This window comes from Bhargavaea massiliensis, from assembly GCF_018390575.1.
Classification (GTDB): domain Bacteria; phylum Bacillota; class Bacilli; order Bacillales_A; family Planococcaceae; genus Bhargavaea; species Bhargavaea massiliensis.
Genome location: NZ_JAHBCJ010000006.1, coordinates 201,441 through 222,583, shown reverse-complemented (window position 1 = coordinate 222,583; position 21,143 = coordinate 201,441). Strand labels below are relative to the sequence as shown.

The window sequence follows — 21,143 nt, the reverse complement described above, 5'->3', positions numbered from 1 at the left end:
CGCATAGAAAGCGGGAAAGCGCGCATAGAAAGTGCGGGAGCGCGCATAGAACCGCCACAAGCGCGCATACAGTCACGCAACCAAGCCAAAACCGCCCGCTGAATTTCAGCGGGCGGTTTCATAGTTTGATATCATTCTTTTCTCCCCGCAGCCAGTTTCCCCGCGTTCATGCCGGCGATGCGGCCGGTGACGAGGGCGGAGGTGATGTTGTAGCCGCCGGTGTATCCGTGGATGTCGAGCACTTCGCCGCAGAAGAAGAGGCCTTCTTTTTTCTTGGACGCCATCGTCTTCGGCCCAATTTCCTTGACCGAGACGCCGCCTCCCGTGACGAACGCTTTCTCAATCGGCTGGGTGCCGTTCACGGCCATTTCAAATGAATGAAGGGATTGCGCGAGTTTTCTCAGTTTGTCATGGGCGATCTGGCCTGCAGGGGCGGCCGGGTCGATATCGGCGCGGTCCATAAGGAACAGCAGCCATCGTTCCGGTACAAGGCCTTTCCAAAGGTTCTTCGCTGCTTTCTTCGGCTCTTCCTTGCCCGTTCGGACAAGCTGCTGGAACGTTTCTTCTGCATTTTGGTCAGGCAGTGCATCGATCCGCATCGTGACCGGATTGCCGCCGTTCTTCTTCCTCTCCTTCACGACGAACTGGCTGCATCGCAGGATCGCCGGGCCGCTCAGTCCGAAGTGTGTGAACAGCATGTCCATCCGGTGGGTGACGAGGGTTTTCCCTTTTTTGTTGAGGACCGAGACGGCCGTGTCGCGCAGGGCCAGCCCCTGCAGTTCCCTTGTGCGGATGAAGGGTTCATCGGATAGCAGAGGAACCTCCGTCGGGTACAGTTCGGTGACGGTATGGCCCGCGCGTTCTGCCCATGGATAGCCGTCACCGGTCGATCCGGTCTGGGGGACGGCTTTGCCGCCGGTCGCGACGATGACGGCTTTGGAGCGGATTTCCTCGCCGCTTTCCAGCCGGACGCCGAGGATACGCTCATCGTCCATCAGAAGCTTGGCCACCCGTGCACCGAACCTGATTTTTACGCCGAGTTTATCCAATTCTCCGGTCAGGGCGTTGACAACGTCCATCGCCTGATCGGAAACCGGGAACATGCGTCCGTGGTCCTCTTCTTTAAGAGGCACGCCGAGCCCTTCGAAAAATCGGATGATGTCGCGGTTATCGAAGACGGAAAACGGGCTGTAAAGGAACCGTCCGTTGCCCGGGATATGGCGGATGATTTCGTCGTATTCGAGATTGTTTGTCACATTGCAGCGGCCTCCGCCGCTGATGGCGAGTTTCTTGCCCAGTTTGTTGCCTTTTTCGATCAGCAGCACACGGGCGCCTTCAGCCCCTGCTGCCGCGGCGGCCATCAGGCCGGACGGCCCGCCGCCGATCACAATGACATCTTGCATATGAAAATGCTCCTTTCGGATGCTCCGTTCATTATACCTTCTATACCCGATATGGCCTTTGGCCCGGCCACCATTATACACCGTTTTCTTGAAAAGAATTTGAGATATTGGACGGAGCGGAGTAAACTGGTCTTTAGCTTATAAGAATGGAAGGGTCACATGTCATCGAATCTAGTCAAAGGGACGGCGATCCTGTCGATCGGCCTGTTCCTGTCCAAGGCACTCGGTCTTCTGTATGTCATCCCGCTTTATGCAATGGTCGGAGAGGAGAATCTGGGCCTTTACCAGTATGCCTACATTCCCTATAACATCATGCTGTCATTCGCGATTTCCGGCATGCCGATCGCCGTTTCAAGATATGTCTCAAAATACAATGCGCTGGGCGATTATCAGGCAGGAAGGAAACTGCTCAAATCCAGCCAGTGGATCATGATCGGCTCCGGGATTGTTTCGTTCCTTCTGTTGTTCTTTCTGGCGGAGCCCATCGCGCAGATTGTCCGTGCCGATGATGAGCAGGTGTTCACCGTCGATGAGATCGCGGGCGTCATCCGCCTCGTCAGTTTTGCGCTGATCGTGGTGCCGTTCATGAGCCTGACCCGCGGGTTCTTCCAAGGGTATCAGCAATTCACGCCGACCGCAGTTTCCCAGCTTATCGAACAGATCGTGCGGATCCTGTTTGTTCTGGCCGGCGTGTATATCGTCCTCAACTACACGGAAGGCTCTGAGAAGACCGCGATTTCGTTCGCGGTATTTGCGGCATTTGTCGGGGCTGTTGCCGGTCTTGCTGTCCTCTACTATTACTGGAGGCGGGAAAAGCCGCAGATGGACAGTCTGCTTGCGGAAAGCACCAGAAGCGGGGACATCCGGCTCAAGGATATGTACCGTGAACTGATCGTCTATATTTTCCCGATTGTCCTGGTCGGGCTTGCGAACCCGCTGTTCCAGTTTGTCGATATGCTTACGTTCAACCGGGCGATGGCATCGATCGGGCTGGCTTCCGTTTCCGACGGACAGCTCGGGATGCTGAACTTCTCCACGCATAAGATCGTCATGATCCCGGTCATGGTGGGGACCGCGTTCTCCATGGCAATCATCCCGATCGTGACCGGTTATTATACGAAAGGCGACAAGCCGGGCATGACCCGGTCGCTCGACCAGGTGTTCCAGATCGTGGCGTTCCTGACGCTGCCGATGATCACGGGCCTGATGATCCTCTCGGACGAGCTGTATCATCTCCTGTTCGAGCAGAGCCGGACCGGAGCGGATATTCTGAGAACCTATGCGCCTGCAGCGCTGCTGTTTGCGCTTTACTCGGTGTCGGGTTCAATCCTTCAGGCGATTGATCGACACAAATGGATTATTTTGAACCTATTGATCGGGCTGTTCCTGAAGCTGGTGCTCAACATGCCATTGATCCGCATGTTCGAGGCGGAGGGGGCAATCTATGCCACGATCATCGGCTACGGTGCGGCTGTGGCGATGAACATCGGTGTAGCCATCTCTACGCTCCGCTACCGGTCCCGTATGGTCATCCGCAGGACGATACTGATCCTTCTGTTCAATGCCGTCATGGGACTGGCGGCCTGGGCGGTGCTGCAGGGCCTCTACCTGTTCGGTGAAGCAGACGGAAAAGGGGATGCTTTCCTCTATACGCTGATTACCGCAATTGTCGGAGCGGCGGTTTATGCCGTCCTGGCTTTACGCTCTGGGCTTGCTCAGAAATTGTTCGGTGACCGGCTGAAGCGGATTACGAAAAAGTTTGGAATGTGAGGTGCCGGTCATGAGACTCGATAAATTGCTTGCCAACTCGGGATATGGCTCAAGGAAAGAAGTTAAAGCCCTTCTGAAGCAGGGTGCAGTATCGGTGGATGGCGTGTCCGTAAAGGATCCCGCGCTCCACGTCGATCCGGACAGCCGGGAGGTCACGGTATACGGCGATCCGGTGGACTACAGGGAGTTCATCTACCTGATGATGAACAAGCCGCCGGGTGTAATCTCAGCGACTGAAGACACGCGAGACCGGACAGTGGTCGACCTGCTCCCTTATGAGTATCGCCGATTCAAGCCGTTCCCGGTCGGCCGGCTCGACAAGGATACGGAAGGCCTCCTTCTGATCACTAATGATGGCAAGCTCTCCCATGAGCTGCTGTCGCCGAAAAAACATGTCGGGAAGACGTACTACGCGGTGATCGAAGGGGAAGTGACCGAGGCTGACGGCGAAGCATTCCGAGAAGGGGTGACGCTGGATGATGGTTATGTAACCAAGCCGGCGGAGCTGAACATCCTGAGCAGTGGTTCCGAGTCCGAAATCGAGCTGACCATCACCGAGGGGAAATTCCACCAGGTAAAAAGGATGTTCGAGTCCAGGGGCAAGAGGGTCACCTATCTGAAGCGCCTCACGATGGGGCCGCTTGAACTGGACCCGGACCTCGGCACGGGAGAATGGCGGGAACTCTCGGATGAAGAACTCCTTGAGCTGAAAAACAGGTGAACAGAGTGCAACATCACAGAAAAGGACGGCCCCGAAACCTGTTCGGGGACCGTCCTTTTCGGTATGTGTACACACTTATGAAGACATCTTCACTCGTTTGTTCGTCGTTGTCCATTTGCCCCGGCTTGGGCTGCTCACCAGGCCATTAAAAGCAAGCACGCTCAAATCTCGTTGCACCGTGCGCGGAGTGATGCCGAATGCGTCGACCAGGTCATCGGTCGATACGGTGCCCTGATCGCGGATGTACAGGTACACATCCTTAATGCGGGTCAGCATCCGGTCGGTAGTCGGTTTCAAATCGTAACCACTCCTTCATCATATTCTCCATGTCAAGACCAGCGGACGACCTAAAGCTTCGAGCTCTGCTCGACACTTTTCGGTTGAGGGCGTACACATCCTTTTTTCGTTTTGAGCGTTTCCGGCTCGCTATCATTATACAATAGTAGTTTGACTATTCCAATGCATCTAACATTTTTTACATTTTCTTTACAGGACTGTTACAAAGGGCGGCCTGCTTTCAATTTTCCGCCGGGTGTGTAGAATGGCAATAAGCAAAAGGAGGCATGAGCCGAATGAGTTGGAAACAGAAAGCAGATCAGGCAGAAAATAAGATCGTTTCAGATCTGAAGGCGCTTATTTCGATTAAAAGTGTGCTGGATGAATCGGCTTCAACCGGGGAAGCTCCATTTGGCCCCGGTCCAAAACAGGCTTTGGATTGGCTTCTCGCGCGAGGCAGGGAAGCCGGCATGTCAGTCAAAGAGGTTGATGGCGTTGCCGGACATGTCGAGATCGGCGAAGGGGAAGGGCTCCTCGGCATTTTATGCCACGTGGATGTGGTGCCTGCCGGAGACGGTTGGGAGACGCCGCCTTTTGAAGGCCACGAGCGGAACGGAAAAGTGTACGGCAGGGGGGCGATCGATGACAAAGGCCCGACGATAGCAGCCTTCCATGCGTTGAAGATGGTTCAGGAATCCAACATCCCCCTCAACAAAAGAGTACGGCTTATCGTCGGGACCGATGAAGAAAGCGAGTTCCGCTGCATGAAACGCTACTTCGAAACGGAAGAAATGCCGGAAATCGGCTTTGCGCCGGATGCCGACTTTCCGATCATCCATGCGGAAAAAGGAATTGCGGACCTGGTCTTTTCACAGTTGCCCGGAGACAATGAGGGACCTCTCCGTTCCTTCCATTCAGGAGACAGAACGAATATGGTTCCCGATAAGGCTTGGGCTGAAATTGCGGTTTCTGAATCCATGGATGGGTTTGATGAAGAGTTCCGGGCATATCTTGAGGCGACCGGAACTTCTGGTGAACTAGCCATGCACGGAGACTCGTGCCTCATCACCCTTCATGGGAAAGCGGCCCATGCCATGGAGCCGGATGACGGGGTCAATGCCGGCATCTTGCTCGCACAGTTTCTCGATCCTTACATGGAAGGGGCTTCCGCCCGCTTCACGTCCTTTGTTGTACAAGCATTCGGTGACGGGTCCAGGGGCCATGCCCTCAAGATGGATTTTTCCGATGAAATTTCCGGAGAGACCACACTTAATGCAGGGATTCTGACGTATAATGGGGCAAAGGGTGGCGAGATCTCCGTCAGCGTGCGTTATTCCGTCACGTATCCGAAAGAGGGCAAGCTGGCCGCATGCCGTGAAGCCCTTGAAGGATCCGGCTTCTCGCTCGATATCGTATCCGATTCCCCACCCCATCATGTGGATGCCCGCGACCCGCTGATCCGTACGCTCAGCGAAGTGTACGAACGTCAGACCGGAGAACAGGCGGAACTGCTCGCAATCGGCGGGGGAACTTACGCCCGCACGCTCGAGAAAGGCGTGGCCTTCGGCATGCTCTTTCCGGGAAGGCCGGATGTCGCCCACCAGGCGGACGAGTATGTGGAAATCGGAGATCTCGTGAAGGCGGCCGCAATCTATGCGGATGCCATCGCTTCCCTTGCAGGTGAACAGCCAACGGACAAAAACAACTAATCGGATGAAAGAAGGATTAAAAAACATGTCCATGTATCTGATGAATGACCGCTTTGTGAAAGACGATGAAGTGTCCATTTCAATTGAAGACCGCGGCTATTACTTTGGAGATGGTGTCTACGAAGTGATCCGCGTGTATGGCGGTGTGATGTTTACCGCAGAAGAGCATATCGGGCGTCTGTATGAGTCGGCAGCGAAAATCAAGATGCAACTCCCGTACGGGCAGGAAGAGATGATCGGCAACCTGACCCGGCTGGTAGCGGACAACGGAGTGAAGGAGGGTCATGTGTACATCCAGGCCACACGCGGCGCTGCGCCGCGCGTCCACCAGTTTCCTGGTGAGGCCATCACTCCTGTCATCACGGCCTATACGAAATCCTATCCCGATCACGCACCTGCGGCTGAGCCTGCCAAACTCAAATCGGTGGCAGACATCCGCTGGCTGCGCTGCGATATCAAGAGCCTGAACCTTCTTGCCAACGTCATGGCGAAGCAGGAAGCTTCTGAAGCGGGATGCTACGAGGCGCTCCTCCACCGGAACGGCACGGTCACTGAAGGTTCATCTTCGAACCTGTTCGGTGTGAAAGATGGCGTGATCCATACCCACCCGGTGTCTAACTTCATCCTGAATGGCATCACGCGCCGCGTCATCATGCAGTGCTGCGAAGAACTTGGGCAGCCGGTCAAAGAGGAACCGATGGCGCTTGAAGATGTATACTCGATGGATGAATTCTTCCTGTCCTCGACGACAAACGGCATCCTTCCGGTAAGCGAAATCGATGGCCGCAAGATTGGTGACGGGCGTCCGGGGCCTGTGACCGAAAGGCTCATGGAGGCATTTGAAGCGAAGCTCCCTGAGCCGATCGCAACACGCTGATGGGATGGAGGCAGTTTTTATAGTCAACCCTGCTGCCAGGGGCGGAAAAGCCCTTGGGAGGTGGACGGCTTTCAGAAAGACGGCGGAATTTCCTTATCAGGAATTTATGACAAACGGCCCCGGGCATGCCAAGGCAATCGCCCGGGGTTTTGCCGCTAGCCTGGAAAAAGAAAAAGTCCTTCTCTTTGCATTCGGCGGCGACGGCACCGTCCATGAAATCATTGCAGGCGCCGCCGGTGCGGACCATGTTATAGTAGGTTCGGTAAGTGCTGGTTCAGGAAACGATTTTGGCCGCGGCTTCCGGTCATTCAGGACCGCGGAAGAGATCGGGGCTTACCTGGGCAGGAGCACGGCCTCGCCAGTACTTGATCTGGGCATGGTCAACTTTAGGGAAGGTTCCGTTTTCGTAAACAGTTCAGGAGTCGGCTTGGATGCGGAAATCTCAAGGGGCACCGGCAGGTCTCCGCTGAAGCCTATTCTGAACCGCATCGGGCTGGGCAAACTTGTCTACGCCCTATATACAGTGCGTGCACTGTTCGCATTCCGGACATTCAGTCTGGAAGTGATGGCTGACGGGGAACGGATGGACTACCGCGACGTCTGGTTTGCCACGGTAAGCAATCAGCCATACTTCGGAGGCGGCATGAAAATTTCGCCACAATCAGATCCGTCTGACGGTCTCATCGAACTGACGGTCGTCAGCAGGCTATCCCGGGTAAAACTGCTGCTGGTCTTCGGAAGTGTGTTTTTTGGTGCCCATACAGCCTTCAGGGAAGTGGACAGCATACAGGGCCGCCTGTTTTCCCTGAAGGCGGACCGCGAAGTGCCGCTTCATACCGATGGCGAAGATGCCGGCAACATGGCACCGGGCCACCCGGCCGTATTTTCGGTCCGGCCGCAAGCTTGGCGCCTCGCGGGACAACAACGAACAGGAAGGTCAGGGATCAAACATGAGAGCACGCCATAAACCATGGGCGGAATCGTATATTAATGAACATCCGGATGTGGTCATCCAGGAGCCCGAGAGGCTGAAAGGCCGCTGGGCGGAGGAATTCGGAAACGAACATCCGATCCATATCGAGGTCGGGACCGGCAAGGGCCGGTTTATCACCGGTATGGCGGAAGCCAATCCCGATATCAATTACATCGGCATTGAAATGTTCCGTGACATCATCGTCACGGCCGTCCAGCGGGCGGAAGAGGCGGATAAGCCCGCCAATCTGCGACTGCTGAATGTGAATGCCGAGCGGCTGGAGGACATTTTTGCTCCCGGTGAGATCGGCCGCGTCTATCTGAATTTCTCCGATCCGTGGCCGAAGGTGCGCCACGCAAAGCGCCGGCTGACCCACGATCAATTTCTCGGCCGCTATGAGAGGATTCTGCCTCCGGAAGGAGAAGTACATTTCAAGACGGACAACCGCGGACTGTTCGAGTATTCCCTCATGAACATGACGGACTATGGCATGCGGCTGGCGGATGTGTCGCTGGATCTGCACGCCGACAAGCCGGAGTGGAACATTATGACGGAGTACGAGGAGAAGTTCTCCTCAAAGGGCCAGCCGATCTACCGGCTGGAAGCCGCATTCAGGAACGAAGGGAACTAAGCAGGAAAAGGGGGAAGCAATGATGGACAACTATCAATTTCACGGTATTGAACTGACTTGGCTGGACGGGGGATTCAACCGGCTTGACGGGGGCGCAATGTTCGGGCCGGTGCCGAAGGTGCTATGGTCAAGAAAGTACGAAGTGGACGGGGACAACAAAATTCCCTTGGCGACGGAGCCGATCCTCGTGCGTACGCACGGCAAAAACATCCTGATCGAGTCGGGACTCGGGTCGGGCAAACTGACGGAAAAGCAGATTCGAAATCTTGGAGTCACTAGGGAGTCGAATATTGAAGGAAGTTTGGGTGAACTCGGCCTGACGCCTGAGGATATCGATATCATCCTCATGACGCATTTGCACAACGACCATGCGGCCGGCCTCACACGCCGCGAAGGTGACGGGTACACTTCAGTCTTTCCGAATGCGGAAATCCATGTTTCGCAGATTGAATGGGACGAGATGCGTGAGCCGAATATCCGTTCACGGAATACATACTTCCGGGAAAACTGGGAACCTGTACAGGACCAGGTAAAGACATTCGAGGAACGGGTGGAGGTCCTTCCCGGAATCGAGATGATCCATACCGGCGGCCATAGTGCCGGACACGCAATCATCAAAATTACGAAAAACGGGGAGACGCTGATCCATATGGCCGACCTGATGCCGACCCATGCGCATCAAAACCCGCTCTGGGTCCTGGCATTTGATGATTACCCGATGGATTCGATCTTTTCAAAAGAGCGTCTCATGAAAGAAGCGCTTGAAAACGGATACCGGTTCATCTTCTATCACGATGCCTTTTACCGGATGATCCGGTGGGATGAAAGCGGCAAGGAAATCACGGACAGCCTGGAGCGCACGCCTTTCGAAACACCGGTGGGCACAGCGTCCGAGCAGAAACAATCATGAACATGCAAAAAGCTGCAGACCGGATGCCGGTCTGCAGCTTTTTTTAGCTGATAATACGTTTCCTCTGGAACCAGCTGCCGCCAGCTCCAGCGCCCAGCAACTAGCAAACTTCACACTTCCCCACTACGATCAGTCAACATCGGTTCGTTCCACCCCGTGTTTCCTTTATCTCATTGCGAAATGCTTCAGCCTGTACGTTGTAAACGGGCGCTTGCGCTCTTGTTTTAGATTTTGTTGATCTCAACAACAGTTCCGGTCTTCGCATCGGCAGCGAATTCGTACTGTTCATAGGCACCGCCGATTTCACGGGAGAGACCGCCGCGGTATACGTCCATCTCAACGGCTTTTTGGCGGAACGGTTCTGTTTTCATGACGATCCAGGCCCCGTCGATCGGGCCTTCTTTTTTAAATGCACTTTTTACATGTTCAAGTACCTTATCCGGCGAGACATTGCGGTCGGCGCGGTTAACTGCTTCCACGACGGCTGCACCGGCAACGGCACCGGCAACGGCACCAATGGCAAAATCACGAACGTTCATCCATTTCCCTCCTGTAGACCGCATTTTCACCAAGTATAACAACCGGGACGGCGATTGAGCAAGTTTTCATCCATGATCCTCTTCGGAGCACGAAAGACTTTCTATGGAAACCCCGGTCCCCTTCGTCTACAATTAGAAAGAGAGCTGACTGAAGGGGAGGGCCACAAACATGCATAATGAAACACTGACGATGTTCAAGACACTAACTGAGCTGCCAGGTGCGCCGGGCAATGAGCACGCCGTCAGGAAGTATATGCGGCAAGAGCTTGGGAAATATTCGGACGAAGTGATTCAGGACCGGCTCGGGGGAGTATTCGGTGTCCGCAGCGGGGGAGAAGGGGCACCAAAGGTCATGGTTGCCGGCCATATGGACGAAGTCGGGTTCATGGTATCCTCCATCACGGACAATGGCATGATCCGCTTCCAGCCGCTCGGCGGATGGTGGAGCCAGGTGCTGCTTGCCCAGCGGGTCCAGATCATTACGGATGAAGGTCCGGTGATCGGGGTAGTCGGATCCATTCCACCGCACCTTCTGAGTGATCAAGTCCGGAACAAGCCGATGGACATCAAGAACATGCTGATCGACATCGGTGCCGACGATAAGGAAGATGCCGAGAAGATCGGCATCCGTCCGGGCCAACAGATCGTACCGGTCTGCCCGTTCACGCCTATGGCCAATGAGAAGAAAATATTGGCAAAAGCGTGGGATAACCGGTATGGCTGCGGACTGGCAATTGAACTGCTCAAGGAAGTGCGGGGAGAAGAGTTGCCGAATACGCTTTATTCCGGAGCGACCGTCATGGAAGAAGTCGGTCTCCGCGGGGCCCAGGCTGCTGCTACTATGATTAATCCGGATCTCTTTTTTGCGCTGGATGCCAGCCCTGCAAATGACGCATCCGGAGACAAAAACGAATTCGGCCAGCTGGGAAAAGGAACCCTTCTTCGAATTTTCGACCGTTCGATGGTGACCCACAGGGGGATGCGCGAGTTTATCCTCGATACGGCGGAGTCAAATAAGATCCCTTACCAGTACTTTATTTCCCAGGGAGGAACCGATGCGGGCCGCGTCCATCTTTCCAATGAAGGGGTTCCGAGCGCGGTCATCGGCATCTGTTCGCGGTACATCCATACTGCGGCATCGATTATCCATACAGACGATTACGCGGCAGCGCGTGAACTGCTGGTCAAGCTGGTCCGTTCCCTCGACCGGACAACCGTCGAGACGATCCGAAGCCATGCATAAATAATGAAAGGGGCCGAACCGGGCCTCTTTTCTGCTTTCAAAATGAAAACCGAAGGAGGGGAAAACATGGAAATAGTCGTTGGTTCAGCCAACCGGGCAAAAATCGGAGCAGTTAAGGGTGCATTCGAGTCGCTCGGCATCCAGGCGAATGTGGCAGGTGCCGAAACGGAGTCTGGTGTAGCGGCTCAGCCGTTCGGAGATGAGGAAACATTGGCAGGGGCCAGGAACCGGGCCATTGCAGCCTTGAAGACCCGCCCCCATGATCTCAGCATTGGGCTCGAGGGCGGTGTGAAGGAATTGGACGGACGGCTCTATATCTGCAATTGGGGGGCACTTGCTCTTCCGGACGGAACGGTGTTCACGGCGGGGGGCGCCCAGATTGCGTTGCCGGAGGAAGTGGCAGCGCCTGTCCGGGACGGCGGGGAACTCGGCCCTGTCATGGAGGCATTTACATCGAGGGAGGATATCCGGCAAACAGGAGGCGCGGTCGGTGTCTTCACGGACGGTACAGTCAGCCGCTCCGCCATGTTCAGTCATATCGTCATGCTGCTGGCAGGGCAATGGAGGTTTGCCTCAGGCCAAGGCGGAAGCCGGTAGGGGCAGTAAGTTGCAAGGAGCCGGGAACAACTTTAAAATGATGGGGATGAACATACGGAAGCGGGGGACGAGAATGGGCAAGTGGCTTCGCTTCACCGCCGGATTCACGCTGGCGGCAATGCTTGCCGGCTGTTCGGCTACAATCGAAGAACACACTTCCGAAGGAATAGAGGGGGCCGCCAAGGTGTTTGCGGATCAAACCAAGCATCCGAACACCGAAGTAGGGAAGGCCAGCTTCTATAAACCGTTTGGTTTTAAGGTTCAGGAAGGTTCGGATGAGCAGAATATCGTGCTTGAAAAAGGCGGCGATACATACGTGCTTTTTATTAATCCGAACGAAAGTACGGACAGCAGGCTGTTCTATGATCTTCTCTATGCGGACCCGGCGAGAGAAATACTGGAGACCGGTACGTTTGAACACCATGATACCTTCGGCTTTGCAGGAGCTGCCGCCGCATCAGGCGAGCGTGTGGAACTGGTCGCAGGAAGCGGCGGCCGGAAAATCACGACTCTCTCTGACAAGGGAAAGATCAAAACGAACTTGAAGACGATGATGGAAATTGTCCGGTCCGTGAAATATGAAGACGGAGCGGTCGCGAAAGAATAAGACGGGACAGGGGGACACCCTGTCCGGAAGGGAGGCGCGTCCATGAACGCATCGGAGTTGGTGCGCGAGCTAAAGCAACAGTTGGGAGAAGAACGATTTTCCTGGGATTTTGACCGACAAAACAACCGGCTGAAAATGAAGCACCAGACATTGGGGAAAGGCCTCGAGCTGAGCCTGCCGCCGCTTCTCGCCAAGATCGAGAACAATCCGGACACCGCTCTGGATGAAGCAGTCTACACGATTAACGAAACGTTCTCCGCAATGGAACGCGAGGCAGAAGAAGGGTTCAGCGGGGAGGGCCGGATTTATCCGGTCATCCGGTCGACGTCCTTCCCGGTCGAGTCCAAGGAAGGCAACCGGTTCATCACGACGGATCACACTGCCGAGACGCGGATTTACTATGCGCTTGATCTGGGACAGACCTACCGCCTGATCGATGAATCGATGCTTGAAAGCCTGGGAATGACGGACCAGGCCCTGAAGGAATCCGCACGATTTCGGGTCAAGCAGCTTCCGACCGATTTCAAGCGGGATGAAGTCGCAGGGAACACCTATTATTTCGTGAATAACAATGATGGTTACGATGCGAGCCGGATTCTGAATGAACCATTCCTGAAAGAGATGGAGCAGAAAATTGAAGGGATCATGACAGTATCCGTTCCCCATCAAGATGTGCTCATTATCGGGGACATCCGCAATGACACCGGCTATGACGTCCTTGCACAGCTGACGATGCATTACTTTACCGTCGGCAGGGTGCCGGTGACATCATTGTCCTTCATCTACGAGAACGGAGAACTCGAGCCGATTTTCATCCTTGCGAAAAACCGGCCGGTAGGAAAGGAAGAAAAAGAATGAATGCATTCTACAACAACAATGGCGTTGGCGATGTCCTGATGGTCCAGCTTGTGCCCGACACGCCTGATGAGATCAAGGCAGAAACAATCGGAGATATCACGCTGATCCGTGACGCTGCGTCGGATCGCGTGTCCGGTTTTAACCTTTTCCGCGCTTCGGAATATGTGAACGTGGAGGGTAACGGAAAAATCGAGGCTGACGAGGCGTTCCTCGAACGGCTGAAGGAAGCCTTTTCGAAAAACGCAGTGGAATTTTCCTTTGACGTTGACCTTTCTCCAAAGTTTGTCGTCGGGCATGTCATCTCCAAGGAAAAGCACCCGAATGCAGACAAACTCAGCATCTGCAAGGTCGATGTCGGCTCGGATACACTGCAGATTGTCTGCGGTGCTCCGAATGTTGATGAAGGCCAGTATGTTGTGGTGGCCAAGCCGGGCGCGGTGATGCCGTCGGGAATGCTCATCAAAGACGCAGAGCTTCGCGGAGTGCCGTCCTCCGGGATGATCTGTTCGGCGAAAGAACTGGCTCTTCCGGATGCGCCGCAGGAAAAGGGCATCCTGGTTCTTCAGGGCGAGCAGGCACCCGGTGAGCCATTCCGGTTCTGAAGCACTATTTTCTTTGGCCGGATAAGCGTTTAAACTGTTCAGCAGCGGTACCGCACGCCTTCTGCCATGAAGGCGCAGCGGAACCGCTGCTGCTTATTTCTTGCCGGACCTTCCGCAGGCCGGGGGACGGTTTGATTGAAATCCTCCATGCTGATAGAATAAAGTGATTGACAGTGAAAAGAGTGATATCTATTGAACTGGTTTAAACGATTTCTGAACAAAATCACCGAAGAAGAACAGCCGGAAGAACTCGAGAAAACCGATTACATAGAGCGAAATGACCTTGTGGGAAAAGCGGATGTCGGACGTCCGAAGTTCCGCTTCCCGCTTATTCCCGACGAAGGAGAGCCGGTGTCGGCAGAAGCTGACACGATCCCCGCTCCTCTTCCGCCGAGGGAGGACCGTACGGGTACGATAAGGGAGCCGTTTGCTCCCGCAGGCGGCCGCTTGCCGTTGCCGAAGCATCTCCGGACCGGCAGGCAGGAAAGCCGGGAGACAAGGGAGGAGCCCCGCTTCCCGGCAGTTCCTGTCCAGCGAGAACCGGTCCGTCCGAGGGGGATGGAAACACCAGCCCGGAACACATCGCGAACAGTGGAACCGGTTTTGGAAGAGCGTCCCCAGCCTCCTAAGCGGGCACGCGGATTTATGCCGTCCGATGTACCGTCTCCGGTATACGGCTACAAAAAACCGGCCGCACCACCTGTCAGGCCGGCAAGCGTCGAGCCTCCTAAGACGGGGCTTGCCGACCTGATCAGGGAGCGTGAAACAGATGAGGGGGGGCAGATTGCGGATCAATTAATTGAGCAACGCCGCCCCGATTCCTCATTGCCGCTCCCAAAACCCGGGAAGAAGACGGAAAGGCATATCAAACGGGAAGATGATGTTAGCGTCGCAGCAGAAGCCTCACCTGTTTTGGCGGAAAAAGCAGCAGCGGCACCCATGGCATCTGAAGAACTCGTCATCACACGAGTATCTGACCTGGCAGCTCCCCATGATCAGGAATCTGCCGCTCAGAAAACAGAAACTGAAAAGTCCGTGCCGGATGCCAAGACAACTGAACCCATGCATAAAAAAACGGAAAACGAAAAGACAGATCCCGCCCCGGCATTGGCGGAGGAAAAACAGCCGGACCAGAATGTGGCGACGGCAGTTTCTGCACAGGAAAACCGTCAGCCAAAGCAAAAGTCCGGGACGCCGTTTAACGTCGTCATGCTGGAATCCGACCGGCAGCGTCTCGAACAGCTGGAGCGGCTAAAAGGACTGAAGCCATCTGCGGTGCAAACAGACGGACAAAGCCCGGCAGGACATGCCGAAGAAAAGCGTTCTATTGAACCAATCCGAAGACAGGTACCGGAAAAGGCTGAAACCCCGGTTCCGGCCAACAATGATAACGCATCCGGCGGCATGACCAATGGGACACCGCAAGTTTCTGAAAATCACCAGGCCGGTCTCCCAATTGACCACGATGCGGATGAACAGTTGCCGCACTATGTGTTCCCCGAAAAGGAATTTCTCGTCGAACCGGAGGCCAAATCGCAGGATTTGGAATGGATGGAATCCCAGGCGGCCAAACTGGAAGAAGCGCTGTCCTATTTCTCGGTAAAAAGCAAGGTGATCGGCATGGTCCAGGGGCCTGCTGTCACGCAGTTTGAACTGAAAGTCGGCCAAGGTACGAAAGTAAGCAAAATCCGTAACCTGCAGGATGACCTGAAACTGGCGCTTGCCGCCAAGGATATCCGGATCCAAGCGCCGATTCCTGGAAAAAGCTCGATCGGCATCGAAATCCCTAACCGGGTAGCCCGCCCGGTCAGAATATCAGAAGTGATCAGTTCCCCGGCGTTCGAAGAATCGGATTCTCCGCTTGAAGCGGTACTTGGCCTCGACCTTGCCGGCAGACCTTCGACCATCGACCTCAGGAAGATGCCGCATGGTCTCATAGCAGGCGCCACGGGGTCAGGGAAGTCGGTCTGCATCAATTCAATTCTGACGAGTCTGCTTTACAAGGCGACGCCGGATGAACTGAGGCTTCTGCTTATTGACCCCAAAATGGTGGAACTGGCCCCGTACAATCGGATTCCGCACCTTGTCAGCCCTGTCATCACGGATGTCAAGGCGGCAAACGCTGCCCTGAAATGGGCCGTGGAAGAGATGGAACGGCGTTATGAGCTGTTTGCCCATGCAGGCGTACGGGACATCGCCAGATATAATCAGAAGGCGGAGGAGCACAGGGAGTTCGGCAAAAAGCTTCCGTACCTCCTGATCGTCATTGACGAGTTGGCGGACCTGATGATGGTCGCTCCGGCCGAAGTGGAGGAATCCATCTGCCGGATCGCGCAGAAAGCCCGGGCATGCGGCATCCACCTGGTGATTGCAACGCAACGGCCATCTGTGGATGTCATCACAGGGCTGATCAAGGCGAACGTGCCGACAAGGATTGCTTTCTCGGTATCCTCGCAAGTGGACTCCCGTACGATCATTGATGTGCCGGGGGCAGAGCGGCTTCTTGGAAGAGGGGACATGCTCTACCTCGGAAATGGCATGTCCGCGCCCGCCCGTCTTCAGGGAACGTTCGTTACTGATGACGAAATCGAACGGGTCACGGAATACGTCCGCCGATCGGGAGAGCCGAATTATTTGTTCAGGCAGGAAGAACTGATCAAGAAAGCTGAATCACACGAATCCGAAGACCCTCTATTTGAAGATGCCTGCCGGTTTATCGCAGAGGCGGGAAGCGCATCCACATCGATGCTGCAAAGAAAGTTCAGCATTGGCTATAACCGGGCGGCTCGCCTGATCGATATGCTGGAGGACAGGGGATTCGTTTCGCCGCAGAAGGGCAGCAAGCCAAGGGACGTCTATCTGACCCAGGAAACGGCCGCGGCCATCGAACAGCCGGGCGGTCCCGCGCATACGATATGAACGGATGGAAAAAATAAAGCAAATGGTACATCTGACGAGTATTCGTTTGATGGTATAATTGGAATATGGCCTTTTGCGCCGTACACAGGGATTTCAATCCCGGGAGGTTTAGCATGACAGTTTATCATTTCACCGGAATCAAAGGATCGGGCATGAGTGCTCTCGCCCAGATCCTGCACGACACCGGATATAAAGTTCAAGGCTCTGACGTCGACAAATATTTCTTCACCGAAGAACCCCTGAAGGAACGGAATATTCCGGTCCTTCCTTTTGACGCGGAAAATATCCGGGAAGGGTTGACCATCATTGCGGGCAATGCGTTTCCGGACGATCATCCCGAACTGGCCAGGGCGCGTGAGCTGGGATTGGAAGTCATCCGCTACCATGAGTTCCTCGGAACGTATATCGATTCGTTTGTTTCGGTCGCGGTTACCGGTTCTCACGGCAAGACATCGACAACCGGCCTTCTTGCCCACGTTCTGGAAGGCTACGGCCCGACGTCCTATCTGATTGGAGACGGGACAGGGAAGGGAGATCCCGACGCAAAATTCTTCGCGCTTGAAGCCTGTGAATACAAGCGGCATTTCCTTGCCTATGAGGCGGACTACGCCATCATGACAAACATCGATTTTGATCACCCGGATTACTTTGCCGATGTTGATGATGTGTTTGATGCATTCCAGGAAATGGCCTTTAAAGTGAAAAAGTGCATCATTGCCTGCGGTGATGACGAACAGCTCCAGCGTATTCAGGCTAATGTTCCGGTTGTGTATTATGGGTTTTCTCCGGAAAATGACTTTGTCGCCCATAATCTGCAACGGAACGAGACCGGAACCACGTTCGACGTCAGGGTCAGGAACGAAGCCTACCAGACGTTCCACGTTCCCCAGCCGGGAGACCATGCCGTGCTGAATGCCCTTTCCGTCATTTCGCTTTGTCAGTATGAGAATATCCCTGCGGAAATCATTCAGCAACGGCTTGATTCATTTGGCGGAGTCAAGCGGCGCTTTACCGAGTCGGTGATCGGCAGCAGAGTCATCATCGATGATTACGCACACCATCCGACTGAAATCCGTGCGACCATCCAGTCGGCCCGGCAGAAATATCCAGGCCGTGAGCTTGTGGCGATCTTCCAGCCCCATACCTTCTCGCGGACGGCTAAATTCATGGATGAGTTTGCGGAAAGTCTCAGTATGGCGGATGCGGTTTATGTCGCAGAAATTTTCGGATCGGCACGCGAACACAACGGTGACCTGAAAGCGGAAGATCTTGCAGAGAAGATCGAAGGAAGCCGTACAATCCACGATGGTGAAGTCGATCAGCTTTTGGTGCACGTAAATGCGGTCCTCCTATTTATGGGAGCCGGTGATGTACAGAAGTATGAAAAAGCCTTCACGGAACTCGTGAAGGACGGAAAGACCGCGTGAACAGAGACATTCCTCCAATCAGAGCCATTTCTCCGGTAACCCGGAGCGATGGCTTTTTCGTGTTGGAAGGAACTTGTGGTTCAAGTCCCTCGGCTTCAGCTTCCCGCACAAAGGTTTTGCGGACGGAAATATTTCGGACAGTTCCGTCTGTCCTGATCCGATATGCAAATTCGTTGTTCAGGGAGGAGTCGCAGTGGCCGATGTTGAATAGGTGGAAGGAGCGTTTATTCCCAATAGGACAGGGGTACAACGTTAGTATGAAACAGGCATCATGAATAGGAGGAAATGGCATGGAAAATTTGTTGTACATCGCGGCGATTGTAGCGGCCGTTGCTTTTCTGATTTTGTGCATCGCCCTGGCCGTGACCCTCAACTCCGTGAAAAAGACGCTGAATAACGTCGCATCAACGGTTGATGGTCTCGAAGGTCAGATTCAGGGGCTCACGAAGGAATCGACCGAACTGCTTCACAAGACGAACCTGCTGGCAGAGGACATCCAGGAAAAGAGTCAAAAGCTCAATACGGTTGTCCACGCCGTGCAGGGCGTAGGTGAATCCGTCGGAAACCTCAATTCGTCCGTACGACGGATCACATCATCCGTCGCGGCTGAAGTGGAGCGCAACGAAGACAAGATTGCCCAGGTCGTGCAGTGGAGCAATGTCGTTATGGAAATCCGCGACAAATGGAAAGAACGCTCGGGCACAGGCAAAGACAAGGATGGATGGAACCGGTATTCGGCAACTGCACAGAAACGCTTGCCTGAACCTGAAAATATCAATTCCTGACAAGCAAACTGTTGCTGCATTAAAAATTTTTATCACACTAAAGGAGGAACAAAAATGAGCAAAGACAAACACCTGAAACCGAACTACAATGAACCGGGAACGAACCGTGATTATTACGAGGCGCAGGAGCAGGCGGCCGCATCGGGTGTCAATGCGGACTATGCAACTGATTATCCGGGCAGCAAGCCGGCGACATATGACATGTACAGCCCAAATCAGTATGACTACAGCTACCGCAACAACTACAGCGATTCCTTCTACCATGACGGGTATGAAAAAGAAGACAACGGCGGCGGATTTATCGCCGGTGCGCTGATTGGTGCGCTGATCGGCGCAGGCGCAGCGCTTCTCCTGGCTCCAAAGACAGGAAAGGAACTGCGCAGCGATGTAAGCAACCAGGCCGGTACCATTAAGGAAAAAGGCATTGAACTGTCTAACGCTGCGAAAGACAAGACGTCCAACCTTACAGGAACAGTAAAAGAGAAAACGGGCGATATCACCAAAAAGGTCCAGGACCAGACGAGCAAGGTCGTTGACAAGGTGAAGTCGAAAAAAGGCCAGAATGCACCGATGGATGACGGGACTGCTTCCTCTGAAGGGGAAGAACCGATCGAATTGATCGACACAGTTGCAGAAAAAGTGGAATCGGCGATCGATAGCGGGCAGGACAAAGTCAACTCCACCGCGGAAGCGCTGAAGACGGCAGTCGAAGAAAAGGAAAAAGAAGCCAAAGACATGGCGAAAAAATCGAACAAGAACGGCCAGTCAGGCAGCAGTTCCAAAAAAAACGGCAGCAATAAGAAGCCCGACACCACTTCCAACAATACGCCCAACGACCCAAGCACAAAAGGCCAGCACAGCGGCAACACGCCATACAGCTATGACAACTCCGAAAACACCGGAGACAACAAAGTCATGGCCATGAACCATATTTCCAAAATCGAGAACGACAAAAAAGACAACAAAAACACTTAAACGAAAAGTCCGCCTTGGCGGACTTTTCCTATGCCCTGACATGTAATCGCTTACATCCGAAAAGTAATATTATTCAGCAAATAAGACGTGACAAAAACGTGCATCCTCTACTATAATGGGTTCATTATCTGTAAAAGGCATTGCGGTGCCGCTACAGTTAATCCAATAAGAGAGGGGATACGGGAATGGGCCTGAATGATCTGGAAAGCCTCAGAGGCAAGGTGGACGAATTAAACCTGGAAATCCTGCGCCTGATCAACGAGCGTGCGGAAGTCGTCCAGGAAATCGGTAAAGTTAAGGAAAAGCAAGGTGTCAACCGTTATGACCCTCTCCGTGAGCGCCATATGTTGAACCTTCTGAAAGACAACAACAACGGTCCTGTGCCGCAGTCGACTGTTGACCATATTTTCAAGGAAATCTTCAAGACGGCCCTGGAGCTTCAGGAAGACGACCACCGCAAAGCGCTGCTCGTTTCCCGCAAGAAGAAACAGGAGGACACAATCGTTGAGGTGAACGGTGCGCGCATCGGCAAAGACGTGCCGACATTCATTTTCGGACCGTGTGCCGTCGAATCCTATGAGCAGGTATCGACCGTGGCGGCTGCACTTGCCGCCAAAGGACAGAAGCTGATTCGCGGCGGTGCTTATAAGCCCCGCACGTCGCCATACGACTTCCAGGGACTTGGGCTGGAAGGCCTGAAGATGATGAAGCGTGCAGCCGATGAAAACGGGCTCGCGGTCGTTTCCGAAATCGTGACACCGGGCCACCTTGAGGAAGCACTTGATTACGTGGATGTCATCCAGATCGGTGCCCGCAATATGCAGAACTTCGAACTCCTGAAGGCTGCCGGCCAGGTGAACAAGCCTGTCCTGCTCAAGCGGGGACTCGCCGCAACCATCGATGAATTCATCAATGCGGCGGAGTACATCATTTCTCAGGGCAACAATCAGATCATGCTGTGTGAGCGCGGCATCCGTACCTATGAGAAAGCCACACGCAACACGCTTGATATCTCAGCTGTTCCGATTCTCAAGCAGGAAACGCATCTTCCGGTATTTGTCGACGTGACCCACTCCACTGGCCGTCGCGACTTGTTGCTTCCGACGGCAAAGGCTGCAATTGCAGTCGGTGCGGATGGCGTCATGGCGGAAGTTCACCCGGATCCGGCAGTTGCACTATCGGATTCCGCCCAACAAATGAACCTTGAGCAGTTCGATGAATTCTACAGCGAACTCCAAAAATTCATGAAAACCCATGCTGTCATGGCATAAAGGGAAGCCGGAACGAAAAGTTCCGGCTTTTTCGTTTAAGTTAAAGAGAA

At 54.2% G+C, this 21,143-nt stretch carries 20 protein-coding genes; 17 read left to right on the top strand and 3 right to left on the bottom strand.

Features of this window, described 5'->3' with window-relative positions:
• Positions 1-131 precede the first annotated feature (131 nt).
• A complete protein-coding gene (locus KHA84_RS11045; RefSeq protein WP_213423567.1) occupies positions 132-1,403 on the bottom strand; it encodes a BaiN/RdsA family NAD(P)/FAD-dependent oxidoreductase in 1,272 nt (423 codons plus the stop codon).
• A 159-nt stretch (positions 1,404-1,562) separates the two neighbouring features.
• On the opposite strand from KHA84_RS11045, the gene KHA84_RS11040 reads away from it, so the two are divergent.
• The gene (locus KHA84_RS11040; RefSeq protein ID WP_213423566.1) at positions 1,563-3,173 is read left to right on the top strand and encodes a putative polysaccharide biosynthesis protein; all 1,611 of its coding nucleotides are present in this window, start codon (positions 1,563-1,565) and stop codon (positions 3,171-3,173) included.
• Positions 3,174-3,183: 10 nt separating this feature from the next.
• Positions 3,184-3,894: a pseudouridine synthase gene (locus KHA84_RS11035; RefSeq protein ID WP_213423565.1), complete on the top strand. Its 711-nt coding sequence runs from the start codon at positions 3,184-3,186 to the stop codon at positions 3,892-3,894.
• A 75-nt stretch (positions 3,895-3,969) separates the two neighbouring features.
• Here KHA84_RS11035 and KHA84_RS11030 read toward each other — a convergent pair whose 3' ends face one another.
• The gene (locus tag KHA84_RS11030; RefSeq protein ID WP_213423564.1) at positions 3,970-4,191 is read right to left on the bottom strand and encodes a DeoR family transcriptional regulator; all 222 of its coding nucleotides are present in this window, start codon (positions 4,189-4,191) and stop codon (positions 3,970-3,972) included.
• Between the two features lie 275 nt (positions 4,192-4,466).
• Here KHA84_RS11030 and pepV point away from each other — a divergent pair, with 275 nt between their 5' ends.
• Genes pepV through KHA84_RS11005 form a run of 5 tightly spaced genes read left to right on the top strand, consistent with a single transcriptional unit; the run spans position 4,467 to position 9,270 of the window.
• Positions 4,467-5,879, top strand: coding sequence for a dipeptidase PepV (gene pepV, locus KHA84_RS11025; RefSeq protein WP_213423563.1), 1,413 nt, complete (start codon positions 4,467-4,469; stop codon positions 5,877-5,879).
• 25 nt (positions 5,880-5,904) lie between these two features.
• The gene (gene dat, locus KHA84_RS11020; RefSeq protein ID WP_213423562.1) at positions 5,905-6,756 is read left to right on the top strand and encodes a D-amino-acid transaminase; all 852 of its coding nucleotides are present in this window, start codon (positions 5,905-5,907) and stop codon (positions 6,754-6,756) included.
• Between the two features lie 4 nt (positions 6,757-6,760).
• Positions 6,761-7,723: a diacylglycerol/lipid kinase family protein gene (locus tag KHA84_RS11015; protein ID WP_236823247.1), complete on the top strand. Its 963-nt coding sequence runs from the start codon at positions 6,761-6,763 to the stop codon at positions 7,721-7,723.
• The gene (gene trmB, locus KHA84_RS11010) at positions 7,707-8,360 is read left to right on the top strand and encodes a tRNA (guanosine(46)-N7)-methyltransferase TrmB (RefSeq protein ID WP_213423560.1); all 654 of its coding nucleotides are present in this window, start codon (positions 7,707-7,709) and stop codon (positions 8,358-8,360) included. The genes KHA84_RS11015 and trmB overlap by 17 nt, the downstream gene beginning before the upstream one ends.
• 22 nt (positions 8,361-8,382) lie before the next feature.
• Positions 8,383-9,270 carry a YtnP family quorum-quenching lactonase gene (locus KHA84_RS11005; protein ID WP_213423559.1) on the top strand — a complete coding sequence of 296 codons (888 nt, stop codon included), beginning with the start codon at positions 8,383-8,385 and terminating at the stop codon, positions 9,268-9,270.
• A gap of 224 nt (positions 9,271-9,494) precedes the next feature.
• Here KHA84_RS11005 and KHA84_RS11000 read toward each other — a convergent pair whose 3' ends face one another.
• The gene (locus KHA84_RS11000; RefSeq protein WP_092097678.1) at positions 9,495-9,809 is read right to left on the bottom strand and encodes a PepSY domain-containing protein; all 315 of its coding nucleotides are present in this window, start codon (positions 9,807-9,809) and stop codon (positions 9,495-9,497) included.
• Between the two features lie 169 nt (positions 9,810-9,978).
• On the opposite strand from KHA84_RS11000, the gene KHA84_RS10995 reads away from it, so the two are divergent.
• The 10 genes from KHA84_RS10995 (at position 9,979) to KHA84_RS10950 (ending at position 21,093) form a co-directional block, all read left to right on the top strand.
• Positions 9,979-11,052 carry a M42 family metallopeptidase gene (locus KHA84_RS10995; RefSeq protein WP_213423558.1) on the top strand — a complete coding sequence of 358 codons (1,074 nt, stop codon included), beginning with the start codon at positions 9,979-9,981 and terminating at the stop codon, positions 11,050-11,052.
• Between the two features lie 66 nt (positions 11,053-11,118).
• Positions 11,119-11,649, top strand: a complete 531-nt coding sequence (locus KHA84_RS10990; protein WP_213423557.1) for a DUF84 family protein — start codon at positions 11,119-11,121, stop codon at positions 11,647-11,649.
• Between the two features lie 73 nt (positions 11,650-11,722).
• The gene (locus KHA84_RS10985; protein WP_213423556.1) at positions 11,723-12,256 is read left to right on the top strand and encodes a hypothetical protein; all 534 of its coding nucleotides are present in this window, start codon (positions 11,723-11,725) and stop codon (positions 12,254-12,256) included.
• Between the two features lie 42 nt (positions 12,257-12,298).
• Complete coding sequence (locus KHA84_RS10980; protein WP_213423555.1) at positions 12,299-13,114, top strand: DUF1444 domain-containing protein; 816 nt, start codon at positions 12,299-12,301, stop codon at positions 13,112-13,114.
• Entirely contained in the window at positions 13,111-13,716 is a 606-nt protein-coding gene (gene ytpR, locus KHA84_RS10975; RefSeq protein ID WP_213423554.1) for a YtpR family tRNA-binding protein, read from the top strand. Before KHA84_RS10980 ends, ytpR begins: the two co-directional genes overlap by 4 nt.
• A gap of 192 nt (positions 13,717-13,908) precedes the next feature.
• Positions 13,909-16,635: a DNA translocase FtsK gene (locus KHA84_RS10970; RefSeq protein WP_213423553.1), complete on the top strand. Its 2,727-nt coding sequence runs from the start codon at positions 13,909-13,911 to the stop codon at positions 16,633-16,635.
• A 113-nt stretch (positions 16,636-16,748) separates the two neighbouring features.
• On the top strand, positions 16,749-18,062 hold the full coding sequence (gene murC, locus KHA84_RS10965; protein WP_213423552.1) for a UDP-N-acetylmuramate--L-alanine ligase: 1,314 nt from the start codon (positions 16,749-16,751) through the stop codon (positions 18,060-18,062).
• Positions 18,063-18,352: 290 nt separating this feature from the next.
• The gene (locus KHA84_RS10960) at positions 18,353-18,847 is read left to right on the top strand and encodes a DUF948 domain-containing protein (RefSeq protein WP_213423551.1); all 495 of its coding nucleotides are present in this window, start codon (positions 18,353-18,355) and stop codon (positions 18,845-18,847) included.
• 54 nt (positions 18,848-18,901) lie between these two features.
• A complete protein-coding gene (locus tag KHA84_RS10955) occupies positions 18,902-19,822 on the top strand; it encodes a YtxH domain-containing protein (protein WP_213423550.1) in 921 nt (306 codons plus the stop codon).
• A 185-nt stretch (positions 19,823-20,007) separates the two neighbouring features.
• Positions 20,008-21,093 (top strand): bifunctional 3-deoxy-7-phosphoheptulonate synthase/chorismate mutase, encoded by a 1,086-nt coding sequence (locus KHA84_RS10950; RefSeq protein ID WP_213423549.1) that lies wholly within the window; start codon positions 20,008-20,010, stop codon positions 21,091-21,093.
• Positions 21,094-21,143 lie beyond the last annotated feature (50 nt).